Source organism: Rhizobium sp. 01L410 (assembly GCF_056400165.1).
On record NZ_JBFTST010000017.1, the window covers coordinates 106,176 to 117,910 of the forward strand.

The following is an 11,735-nucleotide window of genomic DNA, read 5'->3' on the forward strand; positions in this document are numbered from 1 at the left end:
TTTGGTTGGGACTTAACGCCTGCCTCCACGCGCGACGTATTGGATTAGGCCGAACAGACTGTCGCTCGTTTCGCTGCCAACCACACCGAGATCTCGCACAGCATCCATGTGATTTCGATTGCGAATGACCCGTATCGAAACGGGAACACCCTGTTCCCGCAACACATTGGCGAAGGCGTCCAATTGCACGTGAAACGGCCTTGTTTCATTCTCGCCTACCGCCAAGATCGCGCGGCAAGAGGGATCGTACGAATGGCCTAGTGGCGTGAAGGCCGCGACCTCGTCATCCGTAAGAGCAATCTCGGCCTTTAAAAAGGACTGCTGTAAGGGAAGGAGATCGTAGAGGCCGCCCAGCAACAGGGCGCCATTGACAGAGGAACCCGTGGTGCTACTTTGAAAAAGGAATGTTGAAAGATGGGCTCCTGCAGAATGACCACTGATCGTGAGCAATGAAGGGTCGCCACCGTGCTCTGCTATGTGATGAATGATCCATTGCTTGGCACGAACGACCTGATCTACCAGGACCTTCATCCTCACACCCGGCATCAACGCGTAGTCTACAATCACCGCGATCGCGCCAGCGCGCGTGACCGTATTGGCAATGCAGGAGTATTCACGCTTTGACCACATCCGCCAGTATCCGCCGTGGATGAACATGTGAACCGGAAGATTTTGACGCGGCCCTTCTGGGAAAAAGATGTCCAACGATTCACTCGGGCCATCGCCATAGGCGACGTCCGCTATCATGGGTAACGTTTCCCGCGCCTTGGCACTGGCCGCGACGATCTCTTCGACGATGACATCGAAATCCGCGACATGGTCGCGGATCCGAAATGGGTCGGTCTCCAAAATCACTCCTCCAGGATTAGAAACTCGTGGCGATATATTTGGGTTCCATGAATTCAGCAATGCCATGGTGCTGACCGCCTTCGCGCCCAAGACCGCTCTGCTTTACTCCGCCGAAGGGCGCGGCCGGATCAGAGACGAGCCCCCGATTGAGCGCGATCATACCCGCTTCGATGCCGGAAGAGACGCGTAGCCCACGCGCGATATCACGTGTGTAGACGTAAGCGGCAAGCCCGTATTCGGTGTCGTTTGCGCGTTCGATGGCCTCGTGTTCGGATTCGAACCGGTACAGAGGCGCGACCGGTCCGAAAATTTCCTCTGCCTTCATCTCTGATTCGTCAGAAACGTCTGCAAGCACCGTTGGCGGATAAAAGAACCCATCACCTGATGTCGCATCACCGCCGCACAGGACGCGCGCACCTTTCGCCTTGGAATCTTGGACCAGGCGGCTGATCTTCTCCACCGCCTTTCGGGTTATCATCGGGCCGCATTCGGTGTCAGCCTCAACGCCCGCCCCGACTTTGAGCGCAACCATACGCTTCGTGAGTCCTTCAGCGAACTGGTCGTAGATTCCGGATTGCACGTAGAAGCGGTTTGCCGCCGTGCAGGCCTCTCCCGCATTGCGCATCTTGGCAATCATCGCGCCCTCGAGCGCCGCATCGAGATCCGCGTCATCGAAAACCAGGAACGGTGCATTGCCACCAAGCTCCATCGAGCAAGATATGACATGCTTGGCCGCCTCAGCGAGCAGCTGGCGGCCGACACCTGTTGACCCCGTGAAGGAAAGCTTCCTGACCCGTGGGTCGGCCAGAACCACCTCGGTCATCGGGCCAGGGGTCGTTGTCGTCAGTACGTTGACGACGCCCTTCGGTACGCCGGCCTCTTCATATATTGCGGCTAGAGCATAGGCTGTCAGCGGCGTCTCGCTTGCAGGTTTCAAGATTACCGTACAGCCAGCCGCTAGTGCCGGAGCTATTTTGCGGGTGGCCATCGCCGCCGGAAAATTCCACGGCGTAATCAGCAGGCAAATGCCAATTGGCTGATAGTCGACGATAATGCGGTTGGTGCCAGATGGCGCAGTGCCGAACTCGCCGGTGATGCGAACGGCTTCCTCGGCATTCCAGCGAAAGAATTCGGCAGCGTAGGCGACTTCGCCCCGCGCGTCTCGCAATGCTTTGCCGTTCTCCATCGAGATCAACGACGCGAGCATCTCCGAGCGTTCAAGCATCAATTCAAAGCATCGGCGCAAAATTTCGGAGCGCCTGCGGGGAGGCGTTGCGCGCCACGCAGGTGCCGCTGCCGCGGCGGCATCAACGCTCGTGCGTGCATCATCGATCGTCGCATCTGGCACGGATGTCAGAACTCTACCTGTAGAGGGATCGATGACATCGATCTGTTGTCCGGACCGAGACTGTCGCCATTCTCCGTCGATGTAGAGCCCGCGAGCGGCGGCTGCGATGTCCGGGACTTGATGATTGGAATTAGAGATCTGCTGGGCAATGGTCATGGGTGTTCCCTCGATAGCTAGATAGCGGATGCGGCCAGATCGCCGTCATAGGCCGCCTTGACGAGACGCTTCATCGCGTCGAGGTCGAAGGGCCGTGGATTGTTCTTGATGAGCCGGTCAATTCCGAAGGCCTGTTCGGCCGTCCAGTCGAGCTTGTCCTGGGCAAGACCGAGATCGGCGAGCGTGCGGGTGATACCGATCGCCGCAAACAGCCTGCGAATTTCCTCGATTGCGGCGGTCGCTAGCTGCGTTTCGTCGAGGTCCGGTTTCGCCAGACCGAGCGCGGTTCCGATCTCGGACATTTCGGAAACTGACGCAGACAGATTGTAGTTCATGACGTAGGGCATCATGGTTGCAACACCGAGGCCATGGGCGGTATGCGTCAAAGCACCTGCGGGATATTGAATGGCATGAGCCGCGGCGGTACCGGCTGTCCCGAACGCGCAACCTGCTGCAAGCGCCCCCATCATCACCTCTGCACGCGCATCTTCGTCGGAGCCATCCTTGCAGGCCTTCTCAAGGCTGCGGCCGAGAAGCTTGATAGCCAAAAGGGCGAAATGGTCCGTCAGCGCACTTTTGCCGATAAAGACGTGGTTTTGCGCCAGTGCGTGATCCGTCCCGCGGCGAGCGGCGGTAAAGGCTTCGATCGCGTGGGTGAGGGCGTCGGCTCCTGCGATCGCCGTTAGACCCGGTGGGCAGGTCATCGTCAGTTCCGGGTCGCAGATCGCCGCCGTGGCAATCAAATAGGGGCTCGATATCCCGACCTTCAAAGTGCGTTCGGCGTCCGAGATCACTGCCACGGGCGTTACCTCCGAGCCGGTACCTGCCGTCGTCGGAACAGCAATGACAGGGATCGTCGGGCCTGGAACTTTGTATTCGCCGTAGTAGTCCTTCAGTTTACCGCCGTGGGTCAGCAATAGGGCGGCGCACTTTGCCATATCCAGGCAGCTTCCCCCGCCAATGCCGATCACCATCTCAGGATCAAAATCGCGGGCATATTCGACGCAGACCGATACGCTATCAGCAGGGACGTCTGGTTGGACCCCATCATGGATCAGGAAATCGATGGATGCGGCTTCGAGGGCCTTCACCAACTCGGCAAACACGCCGGTGCCGGCGAGCCGCTCGTCGGTGCAGATCAAGGCACGCCGTCCAAGCCTAGCTGCGACAGTTGGCAAGGCGTGACGTTGCCCTTTGCCAAACAGAATTTCTTGGGGAAGCCGTAGAGCGGCGAAAAGGGTCATTGTCCATGTCCTTTGACAAGCGATTTGCTGGAGTGAGAGAGGGCGTTCAGTTCGTCCCAAAGCCTGGCCGAAATCTCGATGCCATCGGAAAGCGCACCTTCGCGTCGAGCCGTCGCGCCGTCGCCTGGAACGGTCACGCGCATGCCAGAATCCGATGGGCGGGAACTGCGTACGCTGTCGAGATAGGCGCTGAAGCAGGATAGAAACTGGGGTTGCTCGCCGACATCAATAGCGATGAGCACATCGCCTTTGTTGCATATAGCGTCGGCGTCGAGCGTCCCTCGGACGTCTGGCGCGATTGCGGATCTCGCAATCGACGCCACCATCAGCTCCAGCGCCATGCCGAGAGCATAGCCCTTGGCTTCGCCGAAGGGTGCGATCGAGCCCCTAATGGCGGCCGCCGCATTAGTTGTCGGTCTCCCGTTGGCATCGCGTGCCCAGCCTTCAGGTATTGGCAAACCGTTTGCAGCATGGTGGTGTATCTTGCCCATTGAAACGATGGCGGTAGCGAGGTCGACCACCAGAGGCCTGCCTGCCGTCGGTACTGCAATTGCCAACGGGTTGGTTCCTAAGAGAGCCCGCGTCCCACGGTAGGGGTGCACGAGTGCCTCGCTGGAGGACATGGCAAGTCCGATCAAGCCCTTCTCGGCAAAGCGCTCGACGTAATAAGCGAGCATACCGAGATGGTTGGAGTTGCGGATGCCAGCAACGGCGATACCAGTCTTATGAGCTTGCTCCGCAATTCGTTCCAGCGCGGAGCTAGCGACGACTGGGCCAAGTCCTTTCAACCCATCGACCTCCAAAAATGATGATGAGCGCCAATGCGCATTGCCCTCGGTGGCTGGGTCGATTAGGTCGCGCTCGATGCGGGTCAGAATACGAGGAAGGCGTTGCAACCCGTGAGATGGGTGACCTTTGAGCTCGCCCTCGATAAGCACGCGCGCCTGAAGATCGGCGCATTTTGAGGGTGCGCCGCGCTCGACCAGGAGTCGCCCAGCGAGCTTTAAAGCTTTCTCCGGATCAACCTTCACGTCCGCTCCAATTTAAAATCCTATAGGATATGGGATTGCATATAGCGGAGCATCGTGGTAGCGGTTGGTCATGTCAAGAGGCAAAAACATGCAACAAAGAAATCAGACTGCCGCACCTGAAGCGTTCGATACGAGTGGATTTATCCAGCGCGCAAACAGTCTTGCAGGGAGCGTCTACGAGGCGATTTTCGCGCAGTTGATGTCGTTAAAAATCGCGCCTGGTGCGAGGATCACGGTCGATAACCTCGTTAAAGAGCTCAACGTCTCGCAGACGCCTATTCGCGAAGCGCTAGGACGACTCGAGGGCGAGGGTCTTGTCATCAAGACCCATCTCATCGGCTTTAGTGCCGCGCCGCAAATCACCCGACGCCGTTTTGATGAACTTTATCAGCTCCGGCTCCTTCTTGAACCCGATAGTGCGGCCCGGGCGGCCACTGCCATGGATGAGGGCAAGCTCGCATCGCTACGGGCAGCGGCTGGCCTCATGGGCCGTCGTGAAGGCGGTGATGAACGTCTGCGCTATTCGACCTTCGCTCGGCAAGACGCGATGTTCCACGACAAGATCTTGGAGATCGCCGGCAACGAGCTCATTCGCGAGACCCTCAATCATCAGCACACCCATTTCCACATCTTTCGTTTGATGTTCCATTCGCGGGTGACCGAGGAAGCGCTGGACGAACACGAGGCACTCCTTGGTGCACTCGAGGCGGGTGACGCGTCTGCAGCGGAGCGTGCAATGCGCGAGCATCTCGAGCATTCGCGTGACCGGCTCCTGCCGGCATTCGACTGAGGAGAGCCGAATGTCGAACGTCGTCAGCATCGAGAGACCGGGGAGGGAAGATGTGAGAGGGATCGGCGAAGCTGTCCGGCATCCGGTTCTGCGCGCGTCGGCTCTGTCGAAGCAGTACGGCCCGGTCACGGTCTTGTCCGATATAACGTTGGATATTCTTCCTGGCGAAATCCATGCCATTATCGGCGAAAACGGCGCAGGAAAATCCACTTTCATGCGCTTGCTGTCAGGATACGCCGAGCCGACCGGTGGATCGCTATCGATTGGAAATGACGAAGTCAGGTTCGCCAAGCCTGAACAGGCCCAGGAAGCCGGTATTGTTCTTGTTCATCAGGAGATCCTGCTCGCCGATGCGCTAACGGTTGCCGAGAACGTGTTTCTCGGCAGGGAGATGATGCGAAATGGTATTGTCGATGACAAAACCATGCGCCGCCTGACAGCAGAGAAGCTCGCCGAGCTTGGCTGCGTCGCGTCACCCAACGCACTCGTTCGCGACATTTCGCTCGCGGACCGTCAGCTTGTGCAGATCGCCCGTGCCCTCCTTGACGATTACAAGCTGGTCATCTTCGATGAACCGACGGCTGTTCTCACCGGAGAGGAAGTAGACCGGCTTCTCGCCATCATCCTACGCCTGAGGGCGCAAGGCGCTGCCATCCTTTATATCAGCCATAGGCTCGACGAAGTGCAGCGACTTGCTGACAAGGTCACGGTTCTGCGCGACGGCAAGATGGTAGGGACCTACCCCGGGCAGACGCTCAGCCAAATGGACATGGCGCGTTTGATGGTCGGCCGCGATCTCTCAGCCCTCTATCCCCCAAAGCGGGCAGATGCCTTAACCGGCACGATCCTGGCGGTGCGCAATCTCACGGTCCCGGGATTTGCGAGAGACGTTTCATTCGAAGTCCGCAAATCAGAAATCCTCGGCTTCGCCGGAATGATCGGCGCTGGTCGAACGGAGCTATTCGAAGGAATTATGGGCCTGCGTCCAGCCTCTGGCTCGGTCGAATTGTTGGGCAAGTCAATTGATATTCATTCGCCGCGTGCCGCGCTCGACGCTGGCATCGGCTACCTGACCGAGGACCGCAAGGGCAAGGGGCTTCTTCTGCATGAGCGACTGGCCCCGAACCTAACGCTCTCGGCGCTCGGCCGCTTCCATCCCGGCCTTCTCATGCGACGTCGCCGCGAACAGGAAGCCCTTACAGAGGCGGTCAACCAATATGACATTCGCCTGAAGGACATCGGGGTCAATGCTGGCCAGCTTTCCGGCGGAAACCAGCAAAAGCTTCTTCTTGCAAAAGTCTTGCTCACGAACCCTTCGGTGGTCGTCATCGATGAACCGACGCGCGGAATCGATATCGCTAACAAGGCGCAAATCTACGCCTTCATCCAGCAGCTCGTGTCAGAGGCGAAGACTTGCATCGTCATCTCGTCGGAGATGCAGGAACTCATCGGCATCTGCAATCGCATCGTGGTGATGAGGGAAGGGCGTATCGCAGGTGAAGTGTCCGGGGAGGCTATGACCGAGCACACTGTCGCGCTTCTGGCAACGAGCGACACTGCGGCAAGCAACGAGGGAGGTAGAAGATGACGGTTATTACGGGCACCACGGCGGTTAAGCCGGACCGGGAGTGGAATATCGGATGGGCTGATATCGGTCCATTCCTGGCACTTGCGGCGCTGATGGTCATCGGGTTCGCAATCAATCAGGATTTCCTGTCGGCGACCAATCTTGCGAATGTGATCACGCGAAGCGCCTTCATAGCCATTATTGCTGTCGGTGCGACATTCGTTATTTCTTCGGGCGGCCTTGATCTTTCGGTCGGCTCGATGGCCGCGTTCATCACCGGGATCACCATCATGTTTATGAATCGGATGGCACCAGAGTGGGGTGTGTCTGCAATCCCCGCGGGGATGGTGGTAGCTGTCGCCGTTGGTCTCTTCTGCGGCTTGATGAACGGTCTTATCGTTACGATAGGCAAGATCGAACCCTTCATTGCAACGCTCGGCACGATGGGGATTTTCAGGGCCCTGATCACATACATGTCGGACGGCGGCACGATCCCAATCGACCGCAGCCTGCGCGACGCCTATCGCCCAGTGTATTTCGGCACGTTCGGGGGCATCCCGTATCCCATCCTGATATCGATCGCGGTTGCGGCGGTAGCGTCTTTTATTCTCTATAAAATGAAGTACGGCCGAAAATGTGCCGCCGTCGGAGCCAACGAAGACGTCGCTCGCTACTCCGGTATCTCCATCATCAAGACACGCACGATCGCCTATGCCATCCAGGGTGCATGCGTCGCGATTGCTGCCATCTGCTACGTTCCACGGCTCGGTGCGGCCACGCCGACAACGGGTGTCCTCTGGGAACTGCAGGTCATCACCGCTGTGGTGATAGGCGGCACGGCGTTGCGCGGCGGCAAGGGACACGTCTGGGGAACAGTGGCAGGCGCGGTCATTCTCGAATTGATCGCCAATCTCATGGTGCTGTCCGACTTCGTCTCGGAGTACCTGGTGGCCGGCGTACAGGGCGTCATCATCATCATCGCCATGCTCATTCAACGGTTCTCGAAATAACCCGTGTCAGGACCACACGGGTTCACGATCTTAGGTCCAAATTCTGGGAGGAATGAAATGTCTACGAAGAAATGGATTGCGGCTGCGGCCGTTACGACTTTGCTCACAGCGGGGCACGCGCTCGCTGCCGACAAGAAAGTCGTCGCCGTGTCGATACCGGCTGCAGACCACGGTTGGACGGCTGGGATCGTCTACCATGCGCAGGCGGCCGCGAAGGAAATCAACGCCGCATTCCCGAATGTCGAAGTCGTCGTCAAAACCTCGCCGTCGGCCACCGCTCAGGTGAGCGCGCTTGAGGATCTCTCGGCGGGCCGCAAGCTCGATGCGCTGGTCATCTTGCCCTATACATCGGAAGAGCTGACCACTCCTGTGAAAGCCGTCAAGGATTCAGGGACATTCATCACCGTTGTCGATCGCGGTCTTAACGACCCGACGATACAGGACCTCTACCTGGCAGGGGACAACATTGCTGTCGGCCGCAATACGGCAAAATTCATGATCGACAAGCTCGGCGGCAAGGGCAATCTCGTCGTGCTGCGCGGCATCCCGACCGTGATTGACGACGAGCGCATTCAAGGCTTTCAGGATGCCATAAAAGGCACGGACCTGAAGGTCCTCGACATCCAGTACGCCAACTGGAACAGCGACGAAGCGTTTAAACTCATGCAGGATTACCTTGCGAAGTATCCGCAGATCGACGCTGTATGGGCAAACGACGACGATATGCTGCTCGGTGTTCTCGAAGCGGTCAAGGAATCCGGGCGCAAGGACATCAAGCTAGCACTCGGCGGCAATGGCATGAAAGACATCGTCAAGAAGGTCATCGACGGTGATGCAATGACCCCTGTCGAAACACCGTACCCGCCTGCGATGATCAAGACCGCAATATACATGACGGTCGCAAATCTGGTCGGCCAAGCGCCGGTTCGTGGGACGGTCAAGCTGGACGCACCGCTGATTACCCAGGAGAACGCCAAGGAATACTACTTCCCGGATTCTCCCTTCTGATTATCCACGTCAACCGGGGCGGCGAGCGCCGCCCCATCGCATGAGCAAGAGGAGTAAAATCATGCCAGGCAAGAAGATACTGATGCTGACAGGCGAGTTCACAGAGGAATACGAGATTTTCGTTTACCAGCAGGCAATGGAAGCCGTTGGCCACACGGTGCACGTCGTCTGCCCTGACAAGAAAGCCGGCGATCTGATCAAGACCTCTCTGCACGACTTCGAGGGCGACCAGACCTATACCGAAAAGCTCGGACACTTTTTTACGATCAACAAGACCTTCTCCGAGGCCGAGGCGCAGCTTGATCAGTATCACGCTGTCTACGCTGCCGGTGGTCGTGGTCCGGAATACATCCGTACCGACAAGCGCGTTCAGGCAATGGTTCGCCATTTCCATGAGAAGCAGAAGCCGATCTTCACAATCTGCCACGGCGTGCAGATCCTCGTGGCTGTCGATGGTGTGGTGCGGGGTAAGAAAGTTGGTGCACTGGGCGCCTGTGAACCGGAGGTTACCTTGGCGGGTGGAACGTATGTCGATCTCTCGCCGACCGAGGCGTATGTCGATGGTACAATGGTCTCCGCAAAAGGCTGGACAGCGCTTGCCGCTTTCATCCGCGAGTGCTTGAAGGTGCTTGGCACCGAGATCCATCACCGGGATGATGTGGCTCGGGCTGCTTAGACCAAACCTTGCACAAAATACTCGAACCCCTGTCCGCCTGCGGGCGGACAGGGAGTTCTTGCGTAGGACGGCAGCCGTCGCCAAAGAGTACCAACGATGTTTAAAACCGGAATCTCAGCCCGAATCCGCAAGGCGTAGCGTTTCAGCTCGAGACATGTCGGCCCGACCACTTCTCTCGTTCGTTCTCTCGGCGGGCTGGCTTCGCCTCTTACTCGGAAAAAACTTGTAAAACAGTCTGACGTGTACCAGCTTATATGTAGAGCAACGCTCCGGGGTCAGCGCTAATCGCGGGCCGAAACGAATTAAGGTCCGCAAGGACCTTTTTGATTTGAAGCAGCTGTATTTGATGCCGAGGTTTGGCCTGTTCTCTGCCGAAAGATGCGCGTCGATCAGCCGGCCAGCTTTCATCAAATCGACATAAGGCTTTTAGCTGGGGTCATAACCGCCCTTGGCCACCGGATACAGCAGCAGGTCCGCGATCTGCACCATCGGGGGCCTCCTCGTTCCGGCGCCTAGACTCACCCAGTACGATTCGCCGAAACGCCTGGGAGCGAGCGAGGCATAGGCGGCTGACGCTTCACCGGCGAAGGGCATGCCTTCAGTCTTCAAAGCCTTGTCGTAGCTAGTAGTTCGCGGTCCTCGTGCTCGCCGCTTTCTTCAAAATAGACGCGCAACGTGCGGCCCTGGCTATCCGCAAACTTGGCGGCGCGTTCGATTAGGATCGAGTAGGCAGACTTGCACATGAGCCAGAGGCGGTCGTTATATTTCTCGCGATAGCGCAGCACATAGCCGGGTCGGTCAATCACGGCCGCAATCCCGATCACGGGCAGGGCCAGAATAAACGCGTCAAGCTCGGGAAGGAAAATGCGCGCCTTTTCCGGGTTCTTCAGCCAGCCGAAGTTCTGCGCCCGCCGCGGGAGGAGCTGCGGATCGTCCAGGAAAATATCGACGCCATGGCTTTCGCGATGGTTGATCTGCAGCATCATTGCAGTACCGCCGCCGAAGGACCAATCGGTCACCAACACATGGAGTCGATTGACGTGATCGATGAGCTTGTAGGCAATCGCAAAAAGCTCGTCCCAACGGGATGTCATGCGGCCAGAGCGTAAGTCTGCCCCGACCAGGAACCAAACTGCTTTGCCGCCATTGCAAGCACATCGGCCGAGATACCGTTTTCAGACGCGAATTGCTTTTGCAGGGAGGGCGAAACGTCCCCAAAAAACGACGAGACGGGACCTGCTGCAGACTTGGCCTTGGTAAAATCCGAAATGCAGGCAACAAGCATCATTTCGTCAAGCGGCTTCGAATAAGGAGCGTTGACGGTTGCGAGGACCAGTTCTGCTGCATTCGTGATCATGTGACGCCACCATCTCCGGCCATCTCAGAAAGCTATCTTCATATCGTTGATGATTTCAAAGATGCAAGAGATAGGCTTGGTTTTTGGTTGTAGTTTTTATCGTCTTGCGCAGACGCATAGCGATGGTCAGGCTAATAGGGATGACCGATACGTACTTTGCGGTATCACTGGCTAAGACCTATCGGCAATCGTCTCTCGGCCTCCAATCCCGATCTCGGCAACTGGTCCTATAGCTATGACGGCGCCAATCGCCTCACCAGCCATACAAATGCCAGTGGCGCCGTCACAACACTTGCCTACGATCAGCTCGGACGGCTGACGCACAATAGGTGGCCACGGTGTGGCGACCTCCTACCGGTAGGCGACCCTCGAGCGGGACTTGCTGACCCATCCCGGGGTCGGGAGGAGGCGTTGAGTCTCAAAAGCCTCTCAGTAGCAAATAGGGTGGAGAGTATCGTACGATATGTCGTACATCTGTCACAGCTATTTAAAAATGAGACAAAGTAAGCAATTTAGAAACGCGACGTAATTCTATTCACTATTACTGGATTTGCAAGATTCTATATTGATGTGTGCTCGGGAATTAGCCGCCGTCCGGGCGGAGATGGCCAGGGTTGCGCAGCTCGGTCGGCGGCGGATGACTCAAGCGCAATCATATACTGCGCTTTCTCAGCCGGATCGCTTACATCACTCGGCCGG

At 57.6% G+C, this 11,735-nt stretch carries 11 protein-coding genes; 5 read left to right on the forward strand and 6 right to left on the reverse strand.

The features are described 5' to 3' along the window. Positions 1-12: 12 nt before the first annotated feature. Genes AC1DV9_RS27445 through AC1DV9_RS27460 form a run of 4 tightly spaced genes read right to left on the reverse strand, consistent with a single transcriptional unit; the run spans position 13 to position 4,628 of the window. Positions 13-849, reverse strand: a complete 837-nt coding sequence (locus AC1DV9_RS27445; RefSeq protein ID WP_112538792.1) for an alpha/beta hydrolase — start codon at positions 847-849, stop codon at positions 13-15. Positions 850-865: 16 nt separating this feature from the next. After that, positions 866-2,353: an NAD-dependent succinate-semialdehyde dehydrogenase gene (locus AC1DV9_RS27450; RefSeq protein WP_477950918.1), complete on the reverse strand. Its 1,488-nt coding sequence runs from the start codon at positions 2,351-2,353 to the stop codon at positions 866-868. Between the two features lie 17 nt (positions 2,354-2,370). Further along, a complete protein-coding gene (locus AC1DV9_RS27455; RefSeq protein WP_477950920.1) occupies positions 2,371-3,597 on the reverse strand; it encodes an iron-containing alcohol dehydrogenase in 1,227 nt (408 codons plus the stop codon). Further along, the gene (locus tag AC1DV9_RS27460) at positions 3,594-4,628 is read right to left on the reverse strand and encodes an Ldh family oxidoreductase (RefSeq protein WP_477950922.1); all 1,035 of its coding nucleotides are present in this window, start codon (positions 4,626-4,628) and stop codon (positions 3,594-3,596) included. Before AC1DV9_RS27460 ends, AC1DV9_RS27455 begins: the two co-directional genes overlap by 4 nt. Before the next feature lie 88 nt (positions 4,629-4,716). Here AC1DV9_RS27460 and AC1DV9_RS27465 point away from each other — a divergent pair, with 88 nt between their 5' ends. The 5 genes from AC1DV9_RS27465 to AC1DV9_RS27485 all read left to right on the forward strand — a co-directional run bounded on the left by AC1DV9_RS27465 (position 4,717) and on the right by AC1DV9_RS27485 (position 9,679). Then, complete coding sequence (locus tag AC1DV9_RS27465; RefSeq protein ID WP_477950924.1) at positions 4,717-5,418, forward strand: GntR family transcriptional regulator; 702 nt, start codon at positions 4,717-4,719, stop codon at positions 5,416-5,418. A 10-nt stretch (positions 5,419-5,428) separates the two neighbouring features. After that, on the forward strand, positions 5,429-7,006 hold the full coding sequence (locus AC1DV9_RS27470) for a sugar ABC transporter ATP-binding protein (RefSeq protein ID WP_477950926.1): 1,578 nt from the start codon (positions 5,429-5,431) through the stop codon (positions 7,004-7,006). Next, positions 7,003-7,995 (forward strand): ABC transporter permease, encoded by a 993-nt coding sequence (locus AC1DV9_RS27475; RefSeq protein ID WP_112517595.1) that lies wholly within the window; start codon positions 7,003-7,005, stop codon positions 7,993-7,995. Before AC1DV9_RS27470 ends, AC1DV9_RS27475 begins: the two co-directional genes overlap by 4 nt. 57 nt (positions 7,996-8,052) lie before the next feature. Further along, positions 8,053-9,003 (forward strand): substrate-binding domain-containing protein, encoded by a 951-nt coding sequence (locus tag AC1DV9_RS27480; protein WP_112517596.1) that lies wholly within the window; start codon positions 8,053-8,055, stop codon positions 9,001-9,003. Positions 9,004-9,064: 61 nt separating this feature from the next. Next, complete coding sequence (locus AC1DV9_RS27485; protein ID WP_112517597.1) at positions 9,065-9,679, forward strand: DJ-1/PfpI family protein; 615 nt, start codon at positions 9,065-9,067, stop codon at positions 9,677-9,679. A gap of 605 nt (positions 9,680-10,284) precedes the next feature. Here the strand turns inward: AC1DV9_RS27485 and AC1DV9_RS27490 are convergent. Both AC1DV9_RS27490 and AC1DV9_RS27495 read right to left on the reverse strand, forming a co-directional pair. Then, positions 10,285-10,665 (reverse strand): hypothetical protein, encoded by a 381-nt coding sequence (locus tag AC1DV9_RS27490; RefSeq protein WP_477950929.1) that lies wholly within the window; start codon positions 10,663-10,665, stop codon positions 10,285-10,287. Between the two features lie 104 nt (positions 10,666-10,769). Continuing rightward, positions 10,770-11,036, reverse strand: coding sequence for a hypothetical protein (locus tag AC1DV9_RS27495; RefSeq protein WP_477950931.1), 267 nt, complete (start codon positions 11,034-11,036; stop codon positions 10,770-10,772). Between the last annotated feature and the right edge of the window lie 699 nt (positions 11,037-11,735).

What these genes read in the sequence shown, in the direction of transcription:
- AC1DV9_RS27480 (WP_112517596.1), top strand. Translation starts at nt 8,053, where the DNA reads ATGTCTACGAAGAAATGGATTGCGGCTGCGGCCGTTACGACTTTGCTC.
- AC1DV9_RS27485 (WP_112517597.1), top strand. Translation starts at nt 9,065, where the DNA reads ATGCCAGGCAAGAAGATACTGATGCTGACAGGCGAGTTCACAGAGGAA.
- AC1DV9_RS27495 (WP_477950931.1), bottom strand. Translation starts at nt 11,036, where the DNA reads ATGATCACGAATGCAGCAGAACTGGTCCTCGCAACCGTCAACGCTCCT.
- AC1DV9_RS27475 (WP_112517595.1), top strand. Translation starts at nt 7,003, where the DNA reads ATGACGGTTATTACGGGCACCACGGCGGTTAAGCCGGACCGGGAGTGG.
- AC1DV9_RS27450 (WP_477950918.1), bottom strand. Translation starts at nt 2,353, where the DNA reads ATGACCATTGCCCAGCAGATCTCTAATTCCAATCATCAAGTCCCGGAC.
- AC1DV9_RS27490 (WP_477950929.1), bottom strand. Translation starts at nt 10,665, where the DNA reads ATGATGCTGCAGATCAACCATCGCGAAAGCCATGGCGTCGATATTTTC.
- AC1DV9_RS27455 (WP_477950920.1), bottom strand. Translation starts at nt 3,597, where the DNA reads ATGACCCTTTTCGCCGCTCTACGGCTTCCCCAAGAAATTCTGTTTGGC.
- AC1DV9_RS27465 (WP_477950924.1), top strand. Translation starts at nt 4,717, where the DNA reads ATGCAACAAAGAAATCAGACTGCCGCACCTGAAGCGTTCGATACGAGT.
- AC1DV9_RS27470 (WP_477950926.1), top strand. Translation starts at nt 5,429, where the DNA reads ATGTCGAACGTCGTCAGCATCGAGAGACCGGGGAGGGAAGATGTGAGA.